Annotated in this window: 22 protein-coding genes; 7 read left to right on the top strand and 15 right to left on the bottom strand. The window is 71.7% G+C overall.

The genetic code is table 11. The features are described 5' to 3' along the window. Window positions 1–225 precede the first annotated feature (225 nt). Window positions 226–1,716: a hypothetical protein gene (locus tag ACH4SP_RS27160; RefSeq protein WP_398418300.1), complete on the top strand. Its 1,491-nt coding sequence runs from the start codon at window positions 226–228 to the stop codon at window positions 1,714–1,716. On the opposite strand, the gene ACH4SP_RS27165 is transcribed toward ACH4SP_RS27160, so the two are convergent. The 3 genes from ACH4SP_RS27165 to ACH4SP_RS27175 all read right to left on the bottom strand — a co-directional run bounded on the left by ACH4SP_RS27165 (window position 1,713) and on the right by ACH4SP_RS27175 (window position 6,076). Next, entirely contained in the window at window positions 1,713–3,161 is a 1,449-nt protein-coding gene (locus ACH4SP_RS27165; protein WP_398418301.1) for a PP2C family protein-serine/threonine phosphatase, read from the bottom strand. The genes ACH4SP_RS27160 and ACH4SP_RS27165 overlap by 4 nt on opposite strands. A 247-nt stretch (window positions 3,162–3,408) precedes the next feature. Then, a complete protein-coding gene (locus ACH4SP_RS27170; RefSeq protein ID WP_398418303.1) occupies window positions 3,409–4,686 on the bottom strand; it encodes a glycosyltransferase 87 family protein in 1,278 nt (425 codons plus the stop codon). Between the two features lie 316 nt (window positions 4,687–5,002). Next, window positions 5,003–6,076 carry a glutamate--cysteine ligase gene (locus ACH4SP_RS27175; protein WP_398418305.1) on the bottom strand — a complete coding sequence of 358 codons (1,074 nt, stop codon included), beginning with the start codon at window positions 6,074–6,076 and terminating at the stop codon, window positions 5,003–5,005. Between the two features lie 113 nt (window positions 6,077–6,189). Here ACH4SP_RS27175 and ACH4SP_RS27180 point away from each other — a divergent pair, with 113 nt between their 5' ends. Both ACH4SP_RS27180 and ACH4SP_RS27185 read left to right on the top strand, forming a co-directional pair. Continuing rightward, window positions 6,190–6,966 carry a PTS sugar transporter subunit IIA gene (locus tag ACH4SP_RS27180; RefSeq protein ID WP_398418307.1) on the top strand — a complete coding sequence of 259 codons (777 nt, stop codon included), beginning with the start codon at window positions 6,190–6,192 and terminating at the stop codon, window positions 6,964–6,966. A gap of 109 nt (window positions 6,967–7,075) precedes the next feature. Beyond that, window positions 7,076–8,641: a PTS ascorbate transporter subunit IIC gene (locus ACH4SP_RS27185; protein WP_398418308.1), complete on the top strand. Its 1,566-nt coding sequence runs from the start codon at window positions 7,076–7,078 to the stop codon at window positions 8,639–8,641. Between the two features lie 41 nt (window positions 8,642–8,682). On the opposite strand, the gene ACH4SP_RS27190 is transcribed toward ACH4SP_RS27185, so the two are convergent. Both ACH4SP_RS27190 and ACH4SP_RS27195 read right to left on the bottom strand, forming a co-directional pair. After that, window positions 8,683–9,537, bottom strand: a complete 855-nt coding sequence (locus ACH4SP_RS27190) for a carbohydrate-binding protein (RefSeq protein ID WP_398418310.1) — start codon at window positions 9,535–9,537, stop codon at window positions 8,683–8,685. 18 nt (window positions 9,538–9,555) lie between these two features. After that, window positions 9,556–10,527 carry an AraC family transcriptional regulator gene (locus ACH4SP_RS27195; RefSeq protein WP_398418312.1) on the bottom strand — a complete coding sequence of 324 codons (972 nt, stop codon included), beginning with the start codon at window positions 10,525–10,527 and terminating at the stop codon, window positions 9,556–9,558. A gap of 280 nt (window positions 10,528–10,807) precedes the next feature. On the opposite strand from ACH4SP_RS27195, the gene ACH4SP_RS27200 reads away from it, so the two are divergent. Further along, window positions 10,808–11,524: an alpha/beta hydrolase gene (locus ACH4SP_RS27200; protein WP_398418314.1), complete on the top strand. Its 717-nt coding sequence runs from the start codon at window positions 10,808–10,810 to the stop codon at window positions 11,522–11,524. 44 nt (window positions 11,525–11,568) lie between these two features. Here the strand turns inward: ACH4SP_RS27200 and ACH4SP_RS27205 are convergent, their stop codons facing one another. The 3 genes from ACH4SP_RS27205 to ACH4SP_RS27215 form a co-directional block, all read right to left on the bottom strand. Continuing rightward, a complete protein-coding gene (locus tag ACH4SP_RS27205) occupies window positions 11,569–12,507 on the bottom strand; it encodes a YihY/virulence factor BrkB family protein (protein WP_398418316.1) in 939 nt (312 codons plus the stop codon). 180 nt (window positions 12,508–12,687) lie between these two features. Next, window positions 12,688–13,152 (bottom strand): hypothetical protein, encoded by a 465-nt coding sequence (locus ACH4SP_RS27210; RefSeq protein WP_398418397.1) that lies wholly within the window; start codon window positions 13,150–13,152, stop codon window positions 12,688–12,690. Window positions 13,153–13,311: 159 nt separating this feature from the next. Beyond that, complete coding sequence (locus ACH4SP_RS27215; RefSeq protein WP_398418318.1) at window positions 13,312–14,970, bottom strand: metallophosphoesterase; 1,659 nt, start codon at window positions 14,968–14,970, stop codon at window positions 13,312–13,314. A 171-nt stretch (window positions 14,971–15,141) separates the two neighbouring features. Between ACH4SP_RS27215 and ACH4SP_RS27220 the strand changes: the two genes are divergently transcribed. Continuing rightward, window positions 15,142–15,933 carry a GNAT family N-acetyltransferase gene (locus ACH4SP_RS27220; protein ID WP_398418320.1) on the top strand — a complete coding sequence of 264 codons (792 nt, stop codon included), beginning with the start codon at window positions 15,142–15,144 and terminating at the stop codon, window positions 15,931–15,933. A gap of 3 nt (window positions 15,934–15,936) precedes the next feature. Here ACH4SP_RS27220 and ACH4SP_RS27225 read toward each other — a convergent pair whose 3' ends face one another. After that, complete coding sequence (locus ACH4SP_RS27225; protein ID WP_398418322.1) at window positions 15,937–18,015, bottom strand: phosphocholine-specific phospholipase C; 2,079 nt, start codon at window positions 18,013–18,015, stop codon at window positions 15,937–15,939. A gap of 210 nt (window positions 18,016–18,225) precedes the next feature. Here ACH4SP_RS27225 and ACH4SP_RS27230 point away from each other — a divergent pair, with 210 nt between their 5' ends. Further along, window positions 18,226–19,449: a cytochrome P450 gene (locus ACH4SP_RS27230; RefSeq protein WP_398418324.1), complete on the top strand. Its 1,224-nt coding sequence runs from the start codon at window positions 18,226–18,228 to the stop codon at window positions 19,447–19,449. Window positions 19,450–19,503: 54 nt separating this feature from the next. On the opposite strand, the gene ACH4SP_RS27235 is transcribed toward ACH4SP_RS27230, so the two are convergent. The 6 genes from ACH4SP_RS27235 to ACH4SP_RS27260 all read right to left on the bottom strand — a co-directional run bounded on the left by ACH4SP_RS27235 (window position 19,504) and on the right by ACH4SP_RS27260 (window position 25,080). After that, window positions 19,504–20,820: a cytochrome P450 gene (locus ACH4SP_RS27235; RefSeq protein WP_398418326.1), complete on the bottom strand. Its 1,317-nt coding sequence runs from the start codon at window positions 20,818–20,820 to the stop codon at window positions 19,504–19,506. Continuing rightward, window positions 20,820–21,476 (bottom strand): GTP-binding protein, encoded by a 657-nt coding sequence (locus ACH4SP_RS27240; RefSeq protein ID WP_398418328.1) that lies wholly within the window; start codon window positions 21,474–21,476, stop codon window positions 20,820–20,822. Before ACH4SP_RS27240 ends, ACH4SP_RS27235 begins: the two co-directional genes overlap by 1 nt. Further along, a complete protein-coding gene (locus ACH4SP_RS27245; protein ID WP_398418330.1) occupies window positions 21,457–21,816 on the bottom strand; it encodes a DUF742 domain-containing protein in 360 nt (119 codons plus the stop codon). The genes ACH4SP_RS27240 and ACH4SP_RS27245 overlap by 20 nt, the downstream gene beginning before the upstream one ends. Continuing rightward, window positions 21,813–22,232, bottom strand: coding sequence for a roadblock/LC7 domain-containing protein (locus tag ACH4SP_RS27250; RefSeq protein WP_398418332.1), 420 nt, complete (start codon window positions 22,230–22,232; stop codon window positions 21,813–21,815). Before ACH4SP_RS27250 ends, ACH4SP_RS27245 begins: the two co-directional genes overlap by 4 nt. Window positions 22,233–22,423: 191 nt before the next feature. Beyond that, complete coding sequence (locus ACH4SP_RS27255; protein ID WP_398418333.1) at window positions 22,424–24,184, bottom strand: ATP-binding protein; 1,761 nt, start codon at window positions 24,182–24,184, stop codon at window positions 22,424–22,426. A gap of 290 nt (window positions 24,185–24,474) precedes the next feature. Then, complete coding sequence (locus ACH4SP_RS27260; RefSeq protein WP_398418335.1) at window positions 24,475–25,080, bottom strand: hypothetical protein; 606 nt, start codon at window positions 25,078–25,080, stop codon at window positions 24,475–24,477. 186 nt (window positions 25,081–25,266) lie between these two features. Between ACH4SP_RS27260 and ACH4SP_RS27265 the strand changes: the two genes are divergently transcribed. Then, complete coding sequence (locus ACH4SP_RS27265) at window positions 25,267–26,211, top strand: TIGR01777 family oxidoreductase (protein WP_398418337.1); 945 nt, start codon at window positions 25,267–25,269, stop codon at window positions 26,209–26,211. The last annotated feature ends 6 nt before the right edge of the window (window positions 26,212–26,217 follow it).

Here is a 26,217-nt window from a genome sequence, read left to right on the forward strand (position 1 = left end):
AGGTCCCTTCGTGCGCCGACGAGTTGCGTGCGCCGCCCGCCCCGGCGGACGGTCCGCACCCTGGGGAGTACGTGCCGGCTGCCGGGCCGGGGTGGCGCTCTCTTACCTAAGACCCGGCTGCGGGTGGCACACCATCTGGCGCACCCTGGCGAACCCTGGCGAATAGTCGCGACGCATATCGCGGCGGGGTTAGTGTCAAGTCAGCCGAGAACCTGGGGGCTTGACGTGACCGGAGAACCCAACACCCGCCTGAACGACCTGTTCGGCCTGACCGGGTGGTCCAAGGGCGAACTCGCGAGAATGGTGAACCGGAAGGCGGCGGCCATGGGCCATCCGCAACTGGCCACCGACACTTCGCGGGTACGACGCTGGATCGACATGGGGGAGTCCCCCCGCGATCCGGTGCCCAAGGTGCTGGAGGCTCTGTTCACCGAGCGGCTCGGCCGTGTCGTGACCATCGAGGACCTCGGGTTCACTCGCACTGGCCGCACGGGACGACGCCGGGCCACGGGAAAGACCGACCACCCCGACGGCGTGCCGTGGACGTCCGAGCAACTGGCCGAGATCCTCTCCGAATTCACGGGAATGGACCTCATGCTCAACCGACGCGGCCTGGTGGGCGCGGGCGCCGCGCTCGCCGCCGGCTCCGCACTGACCAGCGCCATGCACGACTGGCTGCACTCCGATCCGACTCTCGCGGCCGACGGGCCGCGCGTCAACGAACCCCTGCACGTGGAACGCGCCGGGTACGACCTCTACGAAGCGGCCCCCGTCGGGTCGCAGGAGATCGACGCACTTGAGCGCTCGGTCGACGTCTTCCGCGCCTGGGACGCCTCACGCGGCGGCGGCCTCCAGCGCAAGGCGGTCGTCGGCCAGCTCAACGAGGTGGGCGGCATGCTCTCCTACCGTCAACCCGCCCATCTGCAACGGCGGTTGTGGGGGGTCGCCGCCAACCTGGCGGTGCTGGCCGGCTGGATGTCGCACGACGTCGGCCTGGAACCCACCGCCCAGAAGTACTTCGTCATCGCCGCCCACGCGGCCCGTGAGGGCGGCGACCGGCCGCGCGCCGGCGAAGCGCTCTCCCGGGCGGCCCGGCAGATGGTGCACCTCGGCAAGCCCGACGACGCACTCGACCTGATGAAGCTCGCCAAGTCGGGATCCGGCGAACAGACCCTGCCGCGCACCCGTGCCATGCTCCACACCATCGAGGCCTGGGCGCAGGCCTCCATGGGCCAGGGACAGGCGATGCGGCGCACCCTCGGCGAGGCCGAGGAGCTGTTCGTCTCCGACAACGGCGACGTACCGCCGCCGAGTTGGATGCAGATGTTCGACGAGGCGGATCTGCACGGCATGCAGGCCCTCGCGTTCCGTACGCTCGCCGAGCACGAGCCGGCCGCGGCGGTGACCGCCCAGCGGCACGCCAGGCTCGCCCTGCAGCTGCGGCCCGAGGGGCGTCAGCGTTCCAAGCTCTTCGACCACATCTCGATGGCCTCGGCCTGCTTCATCGGTAACGACCCCGACCAGGCCGCCAGGTACGCCCGGCTGGCCCTCAGCTCCATGGGGGAGACCTCCTCGCACCGCACCTGGGACCGGCTGCGCAGCATGTACCGGCTCACGGCGCAGTACGCGAACTACCCGATGATCGAGGACCTGCGCCGGGACCTGGAGCGGGTGATGCCGAAGAAGGCGGGCGGAGCCAGGGGGGCGGCGGTCTAGCGGGCGGGGCGCTCGCCGATTCCGGCGATCAGTACGCAGGCGTCGTCCTCGCGCTCCGTCTCGCCGAACTCCTCCAGCACCAGCCGTACGCATTCGCGCGCGCTGAGGGCGTCGGCGAACCGGGGGGCGAGGGACAGCAGCCTGCTCCGGCTCTCCTCGTCCGTGGCACTGCGCCGCGACAGCCCTTCGGTGTGCAGGAGCAGCAGGTCGCCCTCGCGCAGGGTCACTTCTGCCTGCTCGTACGCCGTGCCCGTGGTCGCGCCGAGCAGTACGCCCCGCGGCGGGGTCAGCGGGCGGCCCCTGCCGTCGCGGAACAGCAGCGGGGCCGGGTGTCCGGCCTGTGCCCAGGTGAGGAGGCGGGTTTCCGGGTCGTACTGGCAGCAGACCGCGCTGCCCAGCGAGGGCTGCGCGGAGGACGTGCCGAGCAGCTGGTTGAGATGGCCCATCAGCGCGCCGGGGCGCACCCCGGCGAGGGCCATGCCGCGCAGCGCGCCGAGCAGCATCGCCATGGAGGAGGTGGCGCTCACACCGTGACCGGTCAGTCCGCCGACGGTCAGCAGTGACTGGCCGTCGGCCAGTTCCATCGCGTCGTACCAGTCCCCGCCGACCAGTTCGCCGCTGGCGGAGGGCAGGTAGTACGCGGCGAGGTCGAGCGCGCCGCCGGCCGGAAGGGGGGCCGCGCCGCGCCACGACGGCAGGACGGCCTCCTGGAGCTGCACCGCCACCTTGCGCTCGGCGCGGACGAGGTGGCGGTGCAGCTCCAGCGTGTCCCGGTTCTCCCGGACGGCGCGCTGGGTGCGGCGCAGTGCGCTGACGTCGCGCAGCACGGCCCACATCGAGGCGGTGCAGCCGTCGGGGTCGAGGACGGGCTCGCCCATCATGTGCAGGGTGCGCACCGCGCCGTCACCGGCCCGCGCGATCCGGAACTCGCCGTCGATGGGCTTCCCGTCGACCAGGCAGTCGGTCACCATCGCGGTGAGCAGGTACTGGTCCTCGGCGAGCAGCATGGACGGCAGCTCGTCCAGCGAGAGCGGGCCGCTGCCGGGGGCCCGTCCGAAGATCTCGTACAGCTCGTCGGACCAGCTGACCTCGTCGGTGAGCAGGTTCCACTCCGCGCTGCCGACCCGGGTGAGTAGCGAGCCCCGTCCGCTGCCGGGGAAAGCGGCGGGGGCGGGCAGGGCGGCTGCCGGCTCGACGGGGGTGGACGGCAGTCCGTCCTTGAGCTGCCCCAAGTGGGCGCCCAGATCGTCGAGTTGATGGACCGCCAGATCGCACAGGGCGCGCTCCCAGCGCACTTGGGCGTCGTCGGTCTCGTCGAGCGGCGCGTCCCGCCGGACGGCGTCCACGTCGCCGCGCAGCCGGCGGGTCTGCGTGATCAGTGCGTCGACCATGCCCCGCTCGGGAGGCTGCGGCGCGGAGCGGTCCGCGAACAGGGGGGACGGCATGGCGTACTCCGTTTACAGGCGCGGCCGGGACGGTCTGTCGGTCTTCGGTGCGGCGGGTCCGGTGGTCCGTGGTGCGTACTGCTGGGTGCGGTGCAATTGCACGGACGGTGGAAGTCGACCGTTAAGACTCTGGCACAGGGAGAGGGGGCCCGTAAGGCGTTTGGCAACACTCGATCCGGTGGTGACCCTGGCATATGCCGAAGGCCCTCGTGGGACGGTGCGGGACCGGCGCGGGACGGTGCGGAGGCTACTGCCCCACCTGCTCCACCCGTCCCGCACGCCACAGCCGTACGGCGGACAGGGCTGCCGCCGCGATGAGCAGCAGATCCCGCACGAAGAGGTTGGCGATCGCCAGCGGGTCGGAGTCGTCCCTCAACTCCCGGTACAGCAAAGGGAATCCGAGAGTGGTGAAGAGGCAGGCCGCGAGGATCAGTACCGCCACCGGCCGCTGCGAGGTCTCCCGCCGCAGCAGACAGACGGCTGCCAGCCCCACCAGCCACACCAGGTACTGCGGGCTGATCACCCTGCTGGTCACCACGAACAGCAGTACGGCGGTCAGTGCTGCGTCCGGAAGCAGCCACGGCGCGCTGCGCCGCGACCTCAGCCGCCAGTACAGCAGCCAGCCGAGCGCCAGCACGGTCAGGCACTGCATCACCAGCGACACGGTCTCCACTCCGGGGCCGACGAACTCGTGCGACCCGTCCTTCGCCTTCCACGTCCCGCTCCAGCCGAGGTGCCGGGCCACGTGGAACGGCAGCGCACCCACCGACTCGATCTGGATGCCGCGCGACTTCTGCGCGGTGAGGAAGGAGAGCGCGTGCGGCATCGCCAGCGCGAAGACCCCGAGGAGCACGACCGCGGCGACGGCCGCCGACAGCCAGGCCGTACGGGTGCGGCGGCCCCGCTCGGTGCCCACGAGGAGCAGCACGGGCCACACCTTGATCAGGGCGCCGAGCGCCACCAGGGCGCCGAACACCCGGTCCGCCCAGGCCCGCTGCGACGCGGCGACGGCCAGCGCGGCCATCGCCACCGCCGTCACCTGGAGGTCGAACCGGTTCCACGGCATCGTCGACAGCACCGCCAGCGCCACGGTCCACAGCCACGCCCCGGCGAGGGAACGCCCGCGCCGCACGGCCAGCCACAGCAGCCCCGCCATCACCAGGGCGTCGGCCAGCGCGGCCGTCACGATGAACGCGGCCCCGTAGTCCAGCGAGGGCAGCGCCCCGGGCGCCAGGATCGGCAGGGCGGCGCCCGGCGGATACTGCCAGCTCACGTCGTGCGCGGGGAACGTGCCCGAGGAGAGGACGTCGAACCAGCCCCGGTACACCTTGTCCACCGAGGGATCGAGCGAGCCGTCGCCGTCGAGCGGCGGGAGCTTGAGCGCGGCGGGCACCAGCCACAGCCGGGTCAGCACCCAGACGACGACCACGGTCCAGGGAGCGTGGACGAGGCGGGCGCGGACGCCGGTGCGGGTGAGGGTGGCGGCGGGGGCGCTGGTGCGGGTGTTGCTGGTGCTGCTGGGCATCCCCGCACTCTACGAGCCCCGGGCGTGCCGAAGAGCACCAGGTCAGGCGGTGGCACACGGGGGGCGACGGGCCACCCACGCGCGACGGGCCGTCCACCCGCGATGGGCCGGTCACCCGCCGCGGGCCGGTGGCTGCGCCCGCGGCACCGGCCACTTTCCACGCACCGGCCACTTCCCACGCTTCAGCCACTTCCCGCGCCTCGGCCACTCCCCATGTCCCGGCCACCCTCCGCGCCTCGGTCGCACCCGCCCCACCGGCCGGTCCTCGGCCCGTCCCACCGGCCGGTCCTCGGCCCGTCCCCGCGGTGAGCGTCCCTCATCCCACCGTCCTGCGCGCGCACTCCTCCACCACCGCCCGCAGGTCCCCCGTCCTCCTCAGCAGTTCCCGCTGCACGTGCGCCCCGTTGCCCCGGGCCAGCAGCACCTCCAGGTGTTCCTTGGCGAGGTCCATGTCCCCGCTGTCCCGCAGCGCCTCCGCCACGTGCGCGAGCAGCGCCCGTACGACGGTCTCGGCCGGGGCCGGCGTCAGGGTGCGCGGGTCGACCAGCTCGCCGCACAGGCCGGAGCGGGCGGCGCGCCAGGAGGCCAGCCGTAACAAGCCCACTCCCGTGCGGTCGGGCGTGCCGCCCGTGGCCCAGTCCCGGGCGGCCGTCTCTACCAGGGCACGGACCAGCGCCGCGATCAGTACCGTGTCGTCCGCCTCCAGGCACACGTCCGGCACCCGGACCTCGACGGTGGGGTAGTGGCGCGACAGCCGGGCGTCGAAGTAGATCATCCCCTCGTCGAGCAGGGTCCCGGTCGCGAGCATGCCCTGCACCTGCCGGTGGTAGTTCTCGGCGGACCCGAACTGTTCGGTGGCCCCGGTGGACGGCCACCGCCCCCACACCCGGCTGCGGTACGAGCCGTACCGGGTGTCCCTGCCCTGCCAGAACGGCGAGTTGGCGCTCAGGGCGAGCAGCGCGGGGAGCCACGGCTGTATCCGGTCGAGCACGGCCACGCCCTCGTCGTCGGAGTCCACCGAGACGTGCACGTGGCAGCCGCAGGTCAGCTGCTCCAGCGCGGTCAGCCCGAATTCCTCCTCCAGCCTGCGGTAGCGGTCGCCCGAGTTGATGGACGGGTCGACCGGCAGCGGGGACGTGGCCAGGGCCGCGAGTTCGGCGCCCGCCCGCCGCGCCCCGGCAGCGGCCTCCCCGCGCCAGCGGCGCACCTCGGCGGCCAGCCCCTCGATGGTGGTCCTCGGCCGGGTGGCGATCTCCAGCTGTTCCCGGTGCAGCTCCTTCTCCAGCGTGGATCCGTCCGGCAGGGCGGCCAGGACGACCCCGGACACCGCCCTCGGGGTCCCTTCGCTGTCGACCAGCAGAAGTTCTTCTTCCACTCCCACACTTCGCACGGGTGGCCCTCCTCGGGCTCGGTGATCTTCGTGGTGGCGGAGCGAGTGCCTTCTTTCTCTACCCACGTGCTCTGGCCGCGCCGCACGTTCACGACTGTGCAAATATCGGACCCATGTCGGCACTGAGTGATCTACTTCCGTCGGAAGCGGTACGACTCGACGTTCTCGCGGCGGACTGGAAGGAAGCCGTCCGGGACGCGGGCGAACTCCTCGTCGCCACCGGAGTCACCACCGCGGACTACACCGCGGAGATGGTCCGGAACGTGGAGGAGAACGGTCCGTACATCGTGATCGCGCCCGGGTTCGCCCTCGCGCACGCCCGCCCTTCGCCCGCCGTGCTGCGCACCGGAATGTCCTGGCTGCGGCTCGCCGAGCCGGTGGAGTTCGGGCACGAGAGCAACGACCCGGTGAACCTGGTGGTCGCACTGGCAGCCGAGGACGCCGCCGCACACACCGCCGCGATGGCCTCCCTGGCCCGGCTGCTGTCCGACCCCGGGACCGCACGGGCCCTGCGGGAAGCGCCGACGCCCCGGGCACTGCACGCCGTGCTCGCCGGACCGCAGGACGTACGCACCCCGGCGAAGCAGGCCCCCGCGGGGCCCGCCGTGCACAAGATCCTCACGGTCTGCGGCAACGGCGTCGGCACCAGTCTCTTCCTCAAGAACACCCTGGAACAGGTCCTGGACCGCTGGAAGTGGTCGAAGTACGTCACCGTCGAGGCGACCGACACCATCTCAGCGAAGGGCAAAGCGTCCGAGGCGGTCGCCATCCTCACCTCGCGCGAGATCGCCCGGACGCTCGGCGACGTGGGCGTGCCGGTGCGGGTGGTGGAGGACTTCACCTCCACCACCGAGGTCGACGCCGTGCTCCGCGACACCTACGACGTCTGATCCGCCACGACGTGTGATCCGCCACGACGTCTGATCCGCCACGACGCCCGATCCGCCCCGTCGTCGGATCACGTACCGCCCGCTCGTCCCCCGCCCGGAGGCCCCGCACATGGACTGGCTCGTTTCCTTCGCGAAGTTCCTCGTCAACGAGATCCTCAGCCAACCCGCCTACCTCATCGGCATCATCACCGCCGTCGGCCTGATCGCCCTGCGCAAGTCCGCGGGGCAAGTCGTGGGCGGCGCCATCAAGGCGACGCTGGGCTTCCTGCTGATCGGGGCCGGAGCCGGTCTCGTCGTCAACTCCCTCGCCCCGCTGGGCGAGATGATCCAGGGATCGACCGGCGCGCACGGCGTCATCCCGACCAACGAGGCCATCGTCGGCATCGCGCAGGCCCAGTTCGGGGCCAGGGTCGCCTGGCTGATGATCGTGGGCTTCGCGGTCAGTCTGCTGCTCGCGCGCTTCACCCCGCTGCGGTACGTGTTCCTGACCGGGCATCACATGCTGTTCATGGCAACCCTGTTGACCATGGTCCTCGCCACCGCGGGACAGGGCTCGGTCGCCGTGGTGATCGTCGGAGGTGTGCTGCTCGGCATCCTGCTGGTTGCGATGCCTGCCTTCGCGCACCCCTGGACCAAACGCGTCACCGGCAACAACAGCGTTGCCATCGGCCACTTCGGCACCGCCGGATACATCACGGCGGGCGCGGCGGGACAGCTCGTCGGCAGGCGCAGCCGCAGCACCGAGGAGATGAACCTCCCCGAGGGCCTGCGCTTCCTGCGCGACTCGATGGTCGCCACCGCGCTGTCCATGGTCCTCATCTACATGATCATGGCCATCGTCTTCCTGGTGAAGGTCGGCGAGGACGTCGCCTTCAAGGCCTTCGGCGACGGCGCCGCGGCCGCCGACCTCGGCAACTACCTGATGAAGTCCGTGATGCAGGGCCTCCAGTTCGGCATCGCCGTCGCCGTCATCCTCTTCGGCGTCCGTACGATCCTGGGCGAGCTCGTCCCCGCCTTCCAGGGCATCGCCAACAAGCTGGTCCCCGGCGCCGTCCCCTCGCTGGACGCGCCGATCGTCTTCCCGTACGCCCAGAACGCCGTGCTGATCGGCTTCATCTCCAGCTTCATCGGCGGGCTGATCAGCCTCGGACTGCTCACCTGGGTCTTCAACCCGGCCTTCGGCCTCGCCCTCGTCCTGCCGGGTCTGGTCCCGCACTTCTTCACCGGCGGCGCGGCCGGGGTCTACGGCAACGCGACGGGCGGGCGGCGCGGTGCGGTCGTCGGCGCGTTCCTCAACGGCGTCCTGATCACCTTCCTGCCCGCGCTGCTGCTCAAGGTGCTGGGCGCCTTCGGCAAGGAGAACACCACCTTCGGCGACGCGGACTTCGGCTGGTTCGGCTCGATCGTCGGCAACGTCGCCAAGGTCGGCGGCGGGGGTGCGATCGTGCTGATGCTGCTGGTCGGGGCGGTCCTGCTGGCCGGTGCGATCGTGATGCAGAAGCGGGTCGTGGAGACGGGCTGGGACCCGGGCGCCAAGCGCGACGCCGCGCTCGGCGTACACGCCAGGGCCACGGACACCGCCCCGGACGACGGCGCGGCGCCCACCGGAACGTACGCCCGGATCGCCCCGCCCGCCGGGGCCCCGCAGCCGCCTCCGCGCCCCGGCGGCGAGTGACGCAACCGAGCGCGGAGCAGCTGGGCGGAGGGGGCCGCGCGCTACGCGGCGCGCCAGAGCGCCGGTACGTTCGGCGGCTCCCAGCCGGGCCCCGCCGTGTGAGCCTGGAGGCAGGTGTAGGAGCGGCCGCCGTACGTCACCCGGTCGCCCGCCCGGTAGGACGCGCCCGTCCGCCAGCTGCCCGACGGCGGCGGGGTGGTCGGCGGGTCGGTGGGCCCCGGAGTCTGCGGCACGTTCAGGACGAAGTCGTAACTCCCCTCCCGCACCGGTCCGTTGTCGCGCATCGTCATCAGCAGCCGGGCGTCGAAGATGCTGTCGGTGTTGTTGCGCGGCTCGTTCGGGAAGTACAGCTGGGTGGTCAGCACCGGGCGGCCGGGCGCCTGCACCTTCACATGGATGTGCCGGGTGCGGCCCGGGTAGAGGCCAGGGACGATCGTCGACAGGGTGAACGCGCCCTGGGCGTTGGTGAATTGATGACCCCGGAAGCGGAAGCCGGTGTTGTCGTACGCCCCGTTGACGTCCGCCTGCCAGAAGTCGAGCAGGGCGTTGGCGATCGGCCGGCAGGCGAGCCCGAAGACGTACCCGGTGACGGTCAGCCGGGTGCCGGGCGGGTTCCCGTCGAGCAGCGAGGTGCGCAGCGGAGAGTTCGGCTTGAAGTACGGCCCCTCGGTCTGCTGCGGGGTCGGGTCGTCCCCGTCGTCGCACGTCGGCGTGAGCTCCGGCGGGGCCCCGCCGCCCCGCGTGGTCCTGGCCAGCGCCGGTACGCCCACGAGGGCGGACGGCAGTGCCACACCGACCGCGAGAGCGGCCTTCAGTACGGTCTTGCGGGACGGCGAGCGGGGGGCGGCGGGAGGGAAAGGAGTGGGGGTCTGCTCCGTACGGTCGGGCTGGTCCATCGTGGGGACGCCTCCAAGTCAGGCTGTACGAGGGGGAGTTGAGGTGTCCGGGTGGGCGGCCGGGCTCCCCTCCGAAACTAGGCCGGGGTCCGAGGGGTGCGCGAGGGACGGGATGCGGTGGTCGTGGTGCATTGCACCGCTGCCGCGCCGGAACTCGCCGGGGCTGATGCCGGTCTCCCTGCGGAAGAAGCGGCAGAAGTAGGCGGGGTCCGCGAACCCGACCGCCGACGCCACTTGACGTACCGTCAAATCGGTGCGGGCGAGGAGCCGTTTGGCCTCGTGGGTGCGGACCTGGCGCACCAGCTGGCCCGGGGTGCGGCCGGTGCTCTGCTTGACCGCTTCGTTGAGATAGCCGACGGTCACACCGAGCTGCCGGGCGCAGGCACCCACCGAGATCTCGCCCCCCGCCGTGCGCGACAGCAGGGTGACGAACTCCTGCGTCACCGCACCCGGCCTGCCCACCGGTCCGGGTCTGGCGGGCAGCGGACCGGTGAGCCGGGAGGCACGCACGATCAGCACGTGCAGACAGGCCCGCAGCACCGAGGCGAAATCGGCCAGCCCGGCCCGGTACTCGCGCTCCATGTCGGCGATCAGGTGCGCGAAGGCGGGGGCGTCCTGAGGGCCGGGGCTGAACCACGGCCGCTCGCCGAGCGCACGCAGCAGGGCGCGGTCGCCGGGATGGTCCAGCAGGAAGTCCTCGGTGAACAGGATGACGCGACCGTGCAGATCGGTGGCGTTCTCCCAGTAGTGCACCTGGCCGGGGACCACGAAGCACAGGTGCGGCGGATGCAGCTCCCACCGGGAGAGGTCGATGATGTGCGCGCCCCGGCCGCCCGTCACGAAGACGATCTCGTAGAACGTGTGCCGGTGCGGGAACGAGGCCCTGGACATCGGACCCACGGCATCGAACGAGCCGATGGCGAAGGGGAGTTGCTGGGGTGCGGGCACCTGGAGCCGGTGCAGCGGGACGGCGCTCTCCACGGTTTCCATCGGGTCCGCTCTCCTCTGTCCTGCGTACGGCAGTGGTCCGGACCATTGCACGATGCCATGCGGGGGCGGCGCAGGGAACGGGGCCGTCCGGTCCTCCGCTGCTGGGAACTCCCGGTGCTCCGGGGCGCTAGCGTGTGCGGGGCCGGAGGGGTGCGGCTCCCGCGGGGGCCCGCCCTGTGCCCACCCTCCCCAAGCTCTTGAGGAGCAGGGGGACCCCCGCGCCCCCTGGGCGGCCCAGCTGCCCACAGGGCGGCGGTACATCCAGAACCTGGAGGCAAAGATGCGACCCCGCGTCGAGAGAGCCCCGACCCCACTCACCCCCACCCGACCAGAAGCCGCCGTCCTCCTCCTCCACGGCGGCCGGGCCGAAGCCCTGGAACCCCCGCCCCCGCTGAACCTTCCCGGCCGCCGCCTGATCCCCTTCGCCCGCGCCCTCTCCCGCACGGCCGGCGGCAGCCGTCTCGCCGTGCGCACCGCCGTCTACCGCCACCGGGGCTGGAACGGCGCCCGCGCCGACCCGGTGCCCGACGCCCTGCGCGCCCTGGACGGACTGACCGCCGAACTCGGCCCCGTCCCGGTGGTCCTGCTCGGGCACTCGATGGGCGGCCGCGCAGCGCTGCGGATCGCAGGACACCCGCAGGTCCTGGCCGTCGTCGGACTTGCCCCGTGGTGCCCGCCCGACGAGCCGGTCGCACAGCTCGCGGACCGCGACGTCGTCCTGCTGCACGGCGACCGCGACCGTACGACCAGCCCGCGAGCCACCCGTGACCTGGCCGCCCGCGCCCGCCCGGCCGGCGCCCGTACCTGCGTGGTGAACGTCGAAGGCGGCGACCACGCGATGCTGCGCCGGGCCAGGACCTGGCACGCGCTCACCGCGACGGTCACCGCGGGACTGCTGGGATTCGCACCGCTGCCGCCGGCGGTGGAGGCGGCACTTCGGATGCCTCCGGACGCCGACCCCGCGGACGGCGTCATCGGCGCCGACCACCTCCGCTGATCCGGACGCGGGCCCGCCCGCCGGGCCCCACGCCTCCCGGCAGCTCAGCCCGGCAGGGGCCCGCGCGCCGCGCGCGGGTGCCGCTGGCCGGGGCCCCGCCCCTCCAGCCTCCGCAGCTCCACGTTGAACTGCGCCCCCGCCAGCAGCGACAGGTTCGCGAACCACACCCAGACGAGGAACACGATGATCCCGGCGAGCGACCCGTACAGCCTGCTGTAGCTGGCGATGTTCGTCGCGTAGAAGGCGAATCCGGCCGACGCCGCAAGCCACAGGAACGCCGCGAGCACCCCGCCGGGCAGCGCGCGCCGCACCCCCTTGGCGACGGCAGGACCGGTGTGGAACAGGATCATGATCAGCAGCGCGACCAGACAGCCCAGCACCGGCCACTTCAGCCCCGACCACACCGCCTCGCCCACCTCTCCCATCGACAGCCGGTCGGCGAGACCGCGCGCCATCGGTCCGGTGATCACCAGCGCCGTCGCGCTCGTCAGCAGCAGGAGCAGCAGACAGGCGGCGGTCACCACGATGACGTGCGCCTTGCGCAGCGCGGGCCGGGAGTCCCGCACCCCGTGCATGGCGTGCATCGCCCGCCGGAACACCGCCAGATAACTCGACGCCGACCACAGCGAGCTCACCGTCCCCGTGGCCAGCAGGAGCCACACCGCGGACGTGCCCTGCACCGCCTTCTCCAGCGCTTCCCGCAGCGCGGTGCCCGACTCGGCGGGAGCCACCGACGCGATGTCCCGGATCAGCGACTGGGTCGCGTCCGGGTTCGCGAGCCCGATCAGGGTGACCGTCACGAGCAGCGCCGGCACCAGGGCCAGGATCGCGTAGTAGGTGAGCGCCGCCGCCCAGTCGGACACGTCGTCGTTCCACACCGAGACGGGGGTGCGCCGCAGGGCGGTGCGGTAGCGGGCCGCCCTGCCGGGAGCGGGCGGCGGACCGCTCCGGTCGGCCGGCGGTGCGGTGGGCTCACTCGGCATGGTGCGTTCTTCCGTGGCGGGGGCGGGTGTCGGCTGCGCCTACCTTCTCACCTTGGTGTGGTGGTTCCTCCCCATGTGGTGCGGTACGTGCATCACATGAGGGAAACGTTTCGGCGCGGTGGCCCCGACGCCTTGGTGGCCCCCACGCCGCAGTGGCTCCCACGCCTTGGTCCGCCAACCTCAGCGCATCCGGGGCGCAGCCTCCATGTCCTCATCGGATGCCCCGGAACCGGCCGTCGACGCCCCGTGCCCCGACTCCCCGGGCCCCGACGCCCCGCGCCGCGACTCCGCGCGCAGCGCGATCGCGGTGGCCAGCGCGCCGGCACCCTCCCAGATTCCCACACCGAGGAATCCGGCCGGAGCGCGGCCGGTGATCACGGCGAGGGTGAAGACCGTGCAGGTGAGCACCCGGAACGGAACGGTCCAGCGGAAGAACGCCTTCCAGTCGGCGAGCGCGGCCAGCACGTAGTACACGCCCATGTTGACCGCCGCCATCGAGGAGGCCGTCAGGAACATCAGGGTGTGGTCGCCGTCCGCCCGCGCACCGCTCGGCACCGGATCGAACCCCATCAGCGCGAGCTGGGCGTCCGGGGCGACCAGCCCCACCACGCCGAGCGCCGCGGCGAGCAGGCCGAAGACCGCCATGGTCCAGCCGGAGGGGGAACGGGGCAGCCGTGCAGAGGTCTTCACAGAGGTCCTTCGGAAGTGGAGCGGAGTCGATCAACCCCCATAACTACCTTGTGGCACAGCGGCCTTGGCAGTCGGGGGCTGTTCCACGGACCCGCCCGTCCCGCCCCAACCCGCCTACTGTCGGCGGAACTTCAGCGAGACCTCCTGCGACGCGTTGCCGTACGCGTCGACCGCGACGACCTTCGCGAGGTACGAGGTGCCGGCCGGGGCCGCCGGGACGGGAATGTCCAGGGCGTTCGGACGCGGCGCGTAGTAGTACTCCGCGAGCACCTTCGACGAGACGGCCTTCGCGCCGGTCGCCCGGTCCGTGACCTCGACCCGGTAGTGGTGCACCATCTGGTCGTCGTGCGCCTGCGCGACGCGCAGTACGGTGTTGCCCTTCGCGTCCCGTACGGCCGACAGGGGGCGGCGGCCGGTGAAGACCGGGGCGACCTTGTTGCGGTGGGCGCTCGTGTACGTGAAGCCGTCCTTGATCTCCTGCGGCGTCCGCCCCTTCAGCCGCACCGTCCAGGTCCGGCCGCTCAGCGTGCCGGCGCTCGCGTAGGGCGGCTGCCAGTCGGCCGACCACTGGCCGCCGGTGTAGATGTCGTGCTTGTCGGCGGCCATGTTGACCCGGGCGATCTCGGTGCGGTCCCGGTAGACCTCGACGAACAGCGCCTGCGCGGTCGGCGACTCGAACCGGTCCGCGAGCCCCGTCGCGGTGACCGCCTGGTACCCGTGATCCACCTCCACGTACGACATCGAGCCGTCGTTGACCGCGGTGAAGTCCTTCTGGTGGACGGACCGGTCGTCGTTGAGGTTGAGGTGGGAGTGGCCGGAGAAGAGGACGGCCTGCGGGAAGGGCCTCAGGTCCTCGGTCAGCTTGGGGTTGGAGGTCTGCTGGCCGTCCATCACGGTGTCGGGGGCGGGTCGGTGGCCCTGCACCAGGACGGGCGTGTTCGGGCTCTTCGCGGTGAGTTCGGCGAGCCGCTTCTTCAGCCAACTCTGCTGCTGTGCACTGGAGTTGTAGGTCTCGGTGTTGAGGGTGAGCAGGTGCAGGCCATTGATCTCGGACTCGTAGAAGCCGCCGCCGGAGTCGGGGAACCAGGCGCGCGGGTAGTGTGCGCGGATCTGGGCGAGGGAGTCGTCGTGGTTGCCGGTGGAGAGCAGCAGTTGGGTGCCGGTCATGCCCTTGCGCTTCAGGTTCGCCTGGAAGACGTCGGCGACGATTGCGTGGTCGGGGCCCTTGCCGTCCCCGTTGTCGTTGATCATGTCGCCGTTGGAGAGGATCGCGTCCGGCTTCGGGAAGATGGAGCCGATGGTGTCGAAGAAGCTCTCGTACTTCCTGTCGCTCTTCTCGTGGCTGCCGATGTGCACGTCCGACATGACGACGAGGCGGGCGACGGGCTTCTCGCCGCTCTTGACCAGATAGCCGAAGGACACCGGGATGCTGGCCCGCGCGCCCCGGAAGGCGACGGCGGTGACGTTGGTGTCCTTGGTGATCCGCACCGGCCGCCCGGGGAGGTGGGCGCGGCTGCTGCGGGTCGGCGTCGTCCCGTCCAGCGTGTACCGCACGACCGCGCCGCGCTCCGCCCGGAAGGTGAGCGCGACGCTCCGCTCGTACCGGCCACCGGGCCTGCTGACGGTCGGCGGCGCGAGCGTCCCGGCGGCTGCCGTGGGCGCGGGCGCAGGCGCGGGCGCAGGCGCGGGCGCAGGCACGGGCGCGGGCGCGGGTGCGGCCGGTGCGAGGAGTGCGGCCGAGGCCGTGGCGATCACGAGCGGGGCGTATCTCATGGCGGGTCCCTTGACTGTCGTCCGTGTGCAACAGCGGCGACAGTAGGGCTGAGGATCAAGTCGCCGGGGCGCGGCGGGCAACGTATACGTGGCGTGTGCATGAATACCCGGCCGTACGAGCCGTACGGGAAATCACTGGCGCGGCGGCCGGGCGCGTGGTCCAGTGACCGCATGGATCTTGCAGCGGTACGGGAACTCTTCGACACCGAGATGCGCCGGGAGGCCCCGCCGGAACGCCCCGGCATGGAGCTGGCGCGCGTCGGGGACGTCCTCCGGCAGACGGGTGGCGAGGGCGACTGGAACGGCGTCCTGTGGTCCGGCCTCACCGCGGCGGACGCCGACGCGGCGATCGCCGAGCAGGTCCGCCACTACGGCGCCCTCGGCCTGTCCTTCGAGTGGAAGCACTACTCCCACGACCGCCCCGAGGACCTGGCGCAGCGGCTGCTCGCTGCGGGCTTCGTGCCCGAAGGGCCGGAAGCGGTGATGGTCGGGGAGACGGCGGAGTTCGCGGCGGAACCCGAACTGCCCGACGGCGTCCGGCTCGTGGAGGTCACCGACGAGGCCGGCGTCGACCTGATGGTCCGGGCCCACGAACTGGCCTTCGACGAGGATTCGAAGGTGATCGGCCAGAGGGTGCTCGCCCAGCTCGCCCAGGCCCCGGAGACGCTCTCGGTGGTCGTCGCCCTGGCCGGTGACCAGCCGGTGAGCGCGGCCCGCGCCGAGTTCCCGCCCGGCACCCGGTTCGCCAGTCTGTGGGGCGGCGGCACGGCGCCCGAATGGCGGGGCAGGGGCATCTACCGCGCCCTGATCGCCCACCGGGCCCGCACCGCCGCCGCACGCGGCTACCGCTATCTCCAGACGGACGCCGTGCTGGACACCAGCCGGCCGATCCTCCAGCGCCTCGGCTTCGCCCAGCTCAGCATCACGACTCCGTACAACTACAGTGTCCCGAAGGGCAGTTAGCGGTTAAGCGGTGGCGATCGCCGGGTCGCTCACGCCCGCCCCGCCCGTCTCCACGTGACCGGCGAACTGCCGCAGGAAGGCGCTGTCCGTCCCCGACGTCACCGTCAGGTCGTACCAGTGCTTCCCGCCCCGTACGTCCACGGTCCGTTCGACCTTCCCGCCGGCGGGCACCGTGAACGAACTCCGGGTGTTCCCGTAGCCGTTGACGACGGTGAGGCGGCAGGCGGCCGTGCCCGCGTTGGTCGCGGTGAGGACGAGCTGTCCGCCGTTGCCGGTGGAGTGGCGCACCTTCACCTCGGGGCCCGCGGTGGCCGCGGTGCCCTTGAAGGTGCGCAGGAAGCCGTTGGGCCCGTACACCGTCAGGTCGTAACTCCCCTTCGAGTACGAGGAGTTCCAGGTGTCCGAGACCTCCTTGGCCGCCTCGGCGGTGTACGTCCACGGCCCGTCCGTACGGTTCGCCGACGTCACCTGGAAGCCCGCCCCGGCCGTCGGGCCCCCGCTCATCGCGAGCGTGAGCTTCCCCGTGGACGGCACGAGCGTCCCGTCCGCGTACGGTGCGTAGCGCAGCGGCCGTGAGGGGCGGGAGCCGCGCTCCTGCTTGGGCAGCGCGCCCGCGGCCGGCGGCTTCGGCACGTAGCTGTCGTGCCGCTCCTTGTCCGGCGGCTCGTACCCGTCGGTGTCCGGCAGCGACGCCGGGTCGGTGTCGTGCAGCCGGAAGTCGAACGCCGAGGTCAGGTCGCCGCACACGGTCCGGCGCCAGGGCGAGATGTTCGGCTCGGACACCCCGAAGCGGCGCTCCATGAACCGGATGATCGAGGTGTGGTCGAAGGTCTCGGAGCAGACGTAGCCGCCGGTGCTCCACGGCGACACCACGAGCATCGGCACCCGCTGCCCGAGCCCGTATGCACCCGCCCCGTACTTCAGGTTGCCGCCGAAGTTGTCCAGGGCGACGTCCACGGTGGACCTGCCCTGTGCGGCGGAGGCCGGCGGGTAGGGCGGTACGACGTGGTCGAAGTAGCCGTCGTTCTCGTCGTACGTGATGAACAGTGCGGTCTTCGCCCACACCTCGGGGTTGGAGGTGAGCGCGTCGAGCACCTTCGATATGTACCAAGCGCCGTAATTCGCGGGCCAGTTGGGGTGCTCGGAGAATGCCTCCGGAGCCGCTATCCAGGAAATCTGCGGGAGTTTCCCTGACTTCACGTCGGCGGTGAGGAGGTCGAAGAAGCCGTCGCCGTTCTTGGCGTCGGTGCCGGTGCGCGCCTTCTCGTAGAGCGGGTCGCCGGGCTTGGCATTGCGGTAGGCGTTGAAGTACAGCAGCGAATTGTCGCCGTAGTTGCCCCGGTAGGCGTCGTCGATCCAGCCCCAGTGACCGTTGGCGTCCAGGCCGTCGCCGACGTCCTGGTAGACCTTCCAGGACACCCCGGCCTTCTCCAGGCGCTCGGGGTACGTCGTCCAGTCGTAGCCCGCCTCCTCGTTGCCGAGGACCGGGCCGCCGCCCTTGCCGTCGTTGCCCGTGTGCCCCGAGAACATGTAGTAGCGGTTGGGGTCGGTGGCCCCGATGAACGAGCAGTGGTACGCGTCGCACACGGTGAACGCGTCGGCGAGCGCGTAGTGGAACGGGATGTCGTTCCGCGTGAGATGGGCCATCGTGCCGGCCGACTTCGCGGGGATCCACTGGTCGTACGACCCGTTGTTGAAGGCCCGGTGGCCGCCCGCCCAGTCGTGGTTGAGGCCCGCGATGAACTGCATGCCGAGGTCGTCCGCGTCCGGGTGGTACGGCAGCACCTCCTTGCCGCCGTCCGGCTGGTGGAACACGGACTTCAGCCCGTGCGGCACCACGGGCCGCGGGTCGCCGAAGCCCCGTACCCCCTTCATCGCGCCGAAGTAGTGGTCGAACGACCGGTTCTCCTGCATCAGCACGACGATGTGCTCGATGTCCTTCATGCTGCCGGTCCGCCGGTCGGCGGGGATCGCGGCGGCCCGTTCGATGGATCCCGACAGTGCGGCGAATCCGGCGGTGGCACCGGCTATCTGAAGGAAGCGGCGGCGGTTGACCGCGGGGGAGGAGGGCTCTTCAGGCATGGGTGGACGACCTCTGCTGGTGGGGGAACAGAATCAAACGGAATGTTGCAAGAGTGATCAGGAAAAGGGAAGGGGAAAGGGTGAAGAGCGGGTCAAGGGGCTGATGAATGAGGGGTTCCGGGTTTGTTGGATCATCAATAACCTTGGCCCGGTCGCCCGTTGTGGAAAGCCGAACGGCCCCGCTGCCCCAGTTGCCGAAGGAGCGTCACCATGCCCGCTGTCGACGAGGTCCCCGACATCCTCTCGCCCGAGTTCGCCGCCGACCCCTACCCCGCCTACCGGGTGATGCGCGAGTCCGCGCCACTGATCCGGCACGAGGCCACGCAGAGCTGGATCATCTCCCGGTACGAGGACGTCGAGCGCGTCTTCAAGGACAAGGAGTCGCAGTTCACCACCGACAACTACGACTGGCAGATCGAGCCCGTTCACGGAAAGACGATCCTCCAGCTCAGCGGTCGTGAGCACTCGGTGCGCCGCGCCCTGGTCGCCCCTGCCTTCCGCGGCAAGGAGCTCCAGGAGACTTTTGTCCCGGTCATCGAACGCAATGCGCGTGAACTGATCGACACCTTCCGGGGAACGGGGGAGGTCGACCTGGTGGACGCCTTCGCGACCCGCTTCCCCGTCAACGTCATCGCCGACATGCTGGGCCTCGACAGGGGCGACCACGCCAAGTTCCACGCCTGGTACACCACCGTCATCGCCTTCCTCGGCAACCTGGCGGGCGACCCCGAGGTGGCCGCGGCCGGTGAGCGCACCCGGGTCGAATTCGCCGAGTACATGATCCCGGTCATCCAGGAGCGCCGCCGGGCCCCCGGCGACGACCTGCTGTCCTCGCTGTGCGCGGCAGAGGTCGACGGCGTGCGGATGAGCGACGAGGACATCAAGGCGTTCTGCAGCCTGCTCCTCGCGGCGGGCGGCGAGACCACCGACAAGGCCATAGCCGCCCTGTTCGCCAACCTCCTCGCCCACCCCGAGCAGCTGGCGGCCGTGCAGAAGGACCGCACCCTCATCGACCGGGCGTTCGCCGAGACCCTCCGGTACACCCCGCCGGTGCACATGATCATGCGTCAGACGGCGGTCGACGTGACGGTCAGCGGTGGCACCATCCCGGCCGGTGCCACCGTCACCTGCCTGATCGGCTCCGCCAACCGCGACGAGCAGCGCTACGCCGACCCCGACACCTTCAACATCTTCCGCGAGGACCTCACCACCACCAACGCGTTCTCCGCCGCAGCCGACCACCTGGCCTTCGCGCTCGGCCGGCACTTCTGCGTGGGCGCGCTGCTGGCCCGCGCCGAGGTCCAGATCGGTGTCAACCAGCTCCTGGACGCGATGCCCGACGTCCGCCTCAAGGACGGCGTGACCGTCGGCGAGCAGGGCGTGTTCACCCGCGGCCCGGACTCGGTACCGGTGGTCTTCACGCCCGTACGGTAGGAGCCGGCGGTGCGGCGGCGGCCGGGGCAGCGCACGTCCCCGGCCGCGTACGACCTACCTCGCCACCGGTGTGAACGACACCGGCAGCGCCGTCAGCCCCCGCATCCAGATCGACGGACGCCAGGTCAGCGAGGCGACCGGCACCGACAGCATCACGTCCGGCAGCCGCTCCAGCAGCGTCTCGATCGCGGTGCGCGCCATCACGTCCGCCAACTGCGGCGCCGGATAGGGACACCGGTGCTCGCCGTTGCTGAAGGACAGGTGCGCCGAGTTGCCCTCGGCACCCACATGCCCCTGCGGCCAGATCTGCGGGTCGGAGTTGGCGGCGGCGAGCCCGAGCACCAGACAGTCGCCCGCCCGGATGTGCCGCCCGCCGAGCTGGGTGTCGCGCACCGCCCACCGGCCGATGAAGTTCTGCGTCGGGGTGTCCCGCCACAGGATCTCCGTCAGCGCCTCGCCGACGCTCAGCCGGCCGCCCGACACGTTCAGCGCGAACCGGTCGTCGGTGAGCAGCAGCCGCAGCGTGTTGCAGATCCAGTTCGCCGTCGGCTGCTGCGCCGCCGCGATGATCGAGATCAGGTCCTGCACGATCTCCTCGTCCGCGAGCCCCGCCGGATGGTGCAGCATCCGCGACGTCACGTCGGGCCCCGGGACCGCCCGTTTGTCCTTCACCAGTTGCTGGATGCGCTCCTGCACCCGTACGTACGCGGCCACCGGGTCGTCGCCCTCCGCCGCGTCCAGGGACACCCGCAGATCGTGTACGAGATCCTCCGTGTCGGCCCCGCCGGCCGGCATGCCGCACATCTGGACCGCCGCCCGCATCGGCAGCGCGTGCGCGTACGCCGACATCAGCTCGGCCTGCCCGCTGCCCTCGAAGCCGTCGATCAGCTCGTCCGCGAGCCGCCGGCACTCGTGCCCCAGCTCGAACTGGTCCACCGCCTCCAGCGCCTCGCTGATCACTCCGGCCCGCCGCTGGTGCTCGGCGCCCTCGGTGAACAGCACCGAAGGCTGATAGCCCACGTACGGCAGCAGCGGCCAGTCCGCGGGGATGTTCGCCCACTGGTTCCACCGCCGGGAGTCCCGGGCGAACAGCTCGTCGTGGCTGGTGACGTAACCGACCTCCGGATAGCCGAGGACCAGCCACGCGGGTACGTCCCCGTCCAGGAGTACCGGAGCCACCGCCCCGTGCTCCCTGCGCAGCCCCCGGTACATCTCGGCCGGGGTCTGCTGGTACTCAAGACCGCTCAGCCGTACGCCCCTGGCGTGCGCCGGACAGCCGGGCGGCGGCGCGTCGGTGCCCGCGGCGGTCGTGCCCGCAACGTCCGTGTGCGCCGAGGCCAGGTCCGCAGCGGAGGGGTGGTCGATGCTCATCAGGTCAGCTCCCGTGCCAGGGCGAGGCGGTAGAGATGGTCGACGAGGGTGGTCAGCACGGCCTTGCCCGAGGACCGCACCCGTGCGTCGCAGGAGATCATCGGCACGTTCTCGTTCAGGGCGAGCGCCTGCCTTATTTCGTCGAGGGAGAAGTGCACGCCGTCGTCGAACCGGTTCACCGCCACGATGAACGGCGTCCGATGGTGTTCGAGGCGGTCGATGGCGTACCAGGAGTCCGCCATCCGCCGGGTGTCCACCAGCACGACCGCACCCAGCGTGCCGGAGAACAGCCGGTCCCACAGGAACCAGAACCGCTCCTGTCCCGGCGCCCCGAACAGGTACAGCACCATCTGCTCGTTGAGGGTGATCCGGCCGAAGTCGAAGGCGACCGTGGTGGTCGTCTTGTCCGCGTTGCGCGAGAGGTCGTCGACGCCGACCCCCGCCTGCGTCATGTGCTCCTCGGTGTTCAGCGGCCGGATCTCGCTGACCGCCTTGACCAGGGTGGTCTTGCCGACGCCGAACCCGCCGACGACGACGATCTTCAGTCCGGTGTCGGCGGCGTCACCGAGCGGGGTGCGCCCGGACGGGGCCTCCGCGTCCGCGGAGGGTTCCGCGTCTTCGGAGGCTTCCGCGTCCTCAGAGGTTACGGAGTCCATGGAGCACCCCCAACAGCAGCTCGGACTCGGGCAGTTCGGCAACAGCGGCGGCCGCGCGAGGGCGGCGGGCGGTGATCGACCCGGCGGACAGGAGATCCTCCAGCAGGATGCGTACGACGGTGATCGGCAGCCCTAAATGGGCGGCGATCTCGACGACGGCGGCGGGGTGACGGCAGAGTTCGAGGATGCGGACGTGCTCCGACGGCATGCCGGGCGCCGGCTCGCGCTCACTGACCACGAGGGTGACCAGGTCGAAGACCAGGCTGTCGGCCTCCGAACGGCCGCCCGTCACGGTGTAGAGGCGGTCCGGGGAGCCCGTGTCGACGGGCCGGCGGGTCATGACAGGCTGCCGTCAGGGGACGAGGAGCGCGGGTCGGCCCGCAGATGGTCGCCGATCTGCTCGACCAGTTCGCTCATGTGGTGCCCGATCATGCCGGGGTCCGCACCGGCCGCCGCCACCACCGCGAGATGGGCGCCCTGCCCCGCCTCGACGATCAGCAGCAGTCCGCCGGGGAACTCCGTCATCAGGTGCATCACGCCGCCGCTGCCGTCGCCGAACTCGACCGAGGCGCCGTGCGCGAGGGACTGCATGCCGGACGCGATGGCCGAGAGCTGGTCCGCCTGGTCGAGGGTGAGGTGGCTGCTGCGGCAGAGCTTCAGGCCGTCGCGGGAGAGCACGAGGGCGTGCCGGGAACCGGGGGTGCGCTCCAGGAGGTTGTCCAGGAGCCAGGTGAGGCTGTTGTCAGTGGTCTGCACGGTGGTCAGGGGCCGTCCGGCGCGGCGCTGCCGCGCCGGAGGGGGCCCGTGCCTCCAATCCGGGGATCAAAGAGTTGCGGGGGAGGGGTGCGCACGGGGGAGTGCGCGAGGGGGGGGCGGACGAGATCAGGGGATAACGGGGGGAATCGGGGCGAACATCAGACGGGCATCAGACGGACATCGGACGGGCTTCAGGCAGAAGGGGTGTCGGTGTCGTCCCGGCCGATGCGGTCCTGGCGTCGCTGCTGGGACCGGTGGAAGGCGCCGAAGCGGGCTCCGGCGTCGGGGCGGTCGGGACGGTCCGGACGGTCGGGAAGGTCCGGACTCCGGGGGGCCGGTGCGGGTCCTGCCGGTTCCGGCGCCGGGGCGTCCTCGGTGGCGAACCGTTTCTGGTCGGCGGCCTCCATGGTGCGGCCCCGGGGGCGTACCGGTAGGCCGTTGGGGGTCGAGACACCGGAGGCGTCGCCGACGGAGGTGTGGCCGGCGGGCGCGGGAGGACCGGCGGCCCACGCCTCCGAGGCCCGCGCCTCCGGGACCCGCGGCCCGTCGCCGGGGGCGGCAGGCACGGCGGACACGGCAGGTGCGGCAGGTGCGACGGGCGCGGCCGAAGCGACGGGCGCGGCCGGTGCGTGGTCCCCCGGTGCGACCCACGCCTCGGGCGCCACCGTGGTCGCGTTCCGCTGCTGGGCCAGCAGCTGCGGCGGCAGCAGTACGACGACGCCGGTGCCGCCGCGCGAGGACGGCCGGTAGTTCACCGAGATCCCGTACTTGGCCGCCAGCACACCCACCACGGCCAGCCCGAGCCGCGTCCCCTGCAGGGACGCCAGGTCCGTCGACTGCCCGGACACCGAGGCCACCGCACGGCGCATCGCGGCCGGGGCCATGCAGAGCCCGCTGTCCTCGACCGTCACCACGAGCCCCGAGGTGCCCTCCTCCACGTACACATGGACCTCGTTGACGGGCGGCGAGAAGTTCGTCGCGTTGTCCATCAGCTCGGCCAGCAGGTGCATCACGCCCTCGGCGGCGAAACCGGCGATCGCGGCGGTGGACGTGGAGTGCAGCCGCACCCGCCGGTAGTCGCTGATCCGGCCCACGGCGCCGCGCAGGATGGACTCCATCACGATCGGCTTGTTCCACGCCCGGCTGGACCGGCCGCCCATCAGCAGCGCCAGACGGTCCGTCAGAAGACCCAACTGCGAGGTGGTGTGGTCGAGTTGGAGCAGATCACCGAAGACGTCGCCGCCGTACTTGTCCTGCATGCCGCGCAGGTCGGCGAGTATCCGCAGGGTCTTGGCCTGCACCCGGCCCAGGCCCGTGGCGCTGGCCGCGCGGGCGGCGACCGCACGCCGCTCGCTCTCCGCGAAGTCCCGTACCGTCCGCTCCAGCAGAGCCCGCAGCCGGGGGTCGGCGGGCAGCTCCAGTCCGGCCAGTACGGTGTCGGCCGACGAGCCGTCGCGCAGTCGGCCGACCGCGTCCGGCAGCACACCGGCGGCGAGCCGCTCCACGTCACCGACCGTGCGTTCGGCCCGCACCCGCCCCGCTTCCGCTTCGGCCGTCCGCGCCCGGAGGTCCTCCAGACGGGTGGTCACGGCGTGCAGCAGCTGCGCCAACTGCGGCTCCGCGGGCCGCTGCACGCTGCGCAGCGCACCGTCCGCACCCATGCCGTCGTGCAGCCGCTTGGCGACCTCGGGCAGTGACACGTTGAGCAGGTGCGCGGTGTCGCCCGCGCGCCGGGCGGCCTCCTGCCGGAGCAGTTCGTTCTCGCTGCGCACCCGTTCGGCGGCGTGCGCGTGCCTGCGGGTCAGTACTCCGGCCACGACGACGGTCACCAGTACGGCCGCCGCCGCGACGGCGACCGTCGCCAGCACCCACGTGCGGGCGGCCGCGGGGGCCGCGGCGACCGCGCCGCCCCCGGCCGCCGCGACGACGACCAGGCCGACCACAGGTACCACCCAGGGCGGGCGCCTCCTCGGTCCGGGGCGCGGACGGGCGGTGGCAGACGATGTCATAGCGCGGATCCTCAGGCGTGTGTGCGGTGTCGGGAAAGGGCTGGAACCCGTCCCGCGCCGGACGAAAGGTTGGCCAAGGTGCGGAAGTTGAGTGTCCCCTTCCGCTCACCCCGACCGTGGTCATGCTAGCCACGGAACGAGACGTGTGAGCACCGGCCCAGAACCATTACGACAATTACCGCAGGAACGTCCACTCGGACCCCTGGCCACACGGCATCTGAGACAGCGTCGGCTCAGCCGAACCAGCAGACCAGACGCACGTTCTCCGCCCCGTACCGGACGGCGAGTTCACGCATCGCGTCCCAGACCCGGTCCCACCGGCCGTCGTCCGGCATCACCATCCGCGGGGTGAGCACCACCGGCCGGTACACCGAACCGCCGTGACGCACCTCCGCACCCGGCGGCCATTCTCTGGGCGCGAGCATCCCGTGCCCCTCGAACTCCCCTTCCCCCTGGTAGGCGACGGGGGACGCCCCGCACACGTCGTGCAGGACGAGCCGGCCGGTCGCGTCCGGCCGCCACTCACCCACCCAGTTCCAGGCGAGCCCGTCGGAGATCGGCGCGTCCCAGTCGACGGCGGCGATCTCGGCCCAGGTGACGTACGTGTGGTTGCGCTGGTAGTCCTCGTTGCCGGTTTCCCGCACCGACTCCGACGCGTTGTCGGGGAGTCCGCGCTCGGCGAAGAGCGGGCGCTTCACATCAGGGTTGCCCCAGTAGCCGAAGAGGACGTCCCAAGGCTCCCGGTAGCGCCCCAGCGCGAAGTCGAGCAGGTCGAACTCGACGTCCCACACTCCGTCCGCTTCGCACGTCTCTATCGCTCCGTCGATGTCGATTCCCATGGGGCGCCACCCTAGATTCCGCGCCACCCCGGAACCCGCACGGCCCCGACCCGCACGGCCCGGCCGCACGGCGGTGGCGATCGTCCCTGTCGGGTGGCGCACCCGCGGGTCCCCGGGCGGGTCCCCGGGCGGTTCCCCAGGTGGGGACAGGTCTAGGCTCACCCCCATCGAGCAGGGAGAGCCCCGATGAAGATTGTGTTGGCAGGAGGCACCGGGCAGGTCGGCGTCGTCCTGGACCGTGCGATGACCGCCGCCGGGCACGACGTCGTCGTCCTGACGCGCAACGCGGTGCGCGAACGCCAGGTCGCCTGGGACGCACGGACGCAGGGCCCCTGGGCTGCCGAGATCGACGGCAGCGACGTCGTGGTCAACCTTGCCGGGCGCAGCGTGAGCTGCCGCTACACCGACGCCAACCTGCGCGCCATGATGGACTCCCGGGTCCACTCCGCCGAGGCCGTCGGTGAAGCGGTCGCCGCCGCCGCGAAGCCCCCCGCCCTCTGGCTCCAGATGAGCACCGCAACGATCTACGCACACCGCTTCGACGCGCCCCACAACGAGGCAACCGGTGTGGTCGGCGGTACGGAACCCGATGTTCCGGACTACTGGGAGTACAGCGTTCGGATCGCCAGGAACTGGGAGCGCGCCCAGCACGACGCGGCCACCCCGCACACCCGCAAGGTCGCCCTGCGAGCCGCCATGGTGATGAGCCCCGACCGGGGCGGTGTCTTCGACGTCCTGCTGCGGATGGTCAGGCTCGGCCTCGGCGGACCGGTCGCGGGCGGTGCCCAGTACCTGTCCTGGATCCACGACGAGGACTTCGTCCGCGCGGTGGAGTTCCTGATCGCCCGCGACGACATCGAGGGCCCGGTCAACCTGGCCGCCCCCGGGCCGCTCCCGCACCGCGACTTCATGCGGGAACTGCGCACCGCGGCGGGAGTCCCGGTCGGGCTGCCCGCCACCAAGTGGATGGCCGAGCTCGGTGCCCTCGCCCTTCGCACGGACACCGAACTGCTCCTCAAGAGCCGTCGCGTCGTCCCCGGCCGACTGCTCGACGCGGGCTTCGCCTTCGACCACGCCCAGTGGCCGGACGCGGCTGCCGACCTGGTACGACGCAGCCGTGCCCGCCGCTGACCTGCC

It is taken from the genome of Streptomyces sp. NPDC021093, assembly GCF_044333135.1.
Taxonomy (GTDB): Bacteria; Actinomycetota; Actinomycetes; order Streptomycetales; family Streptomycetaceae; genus Streptomyces.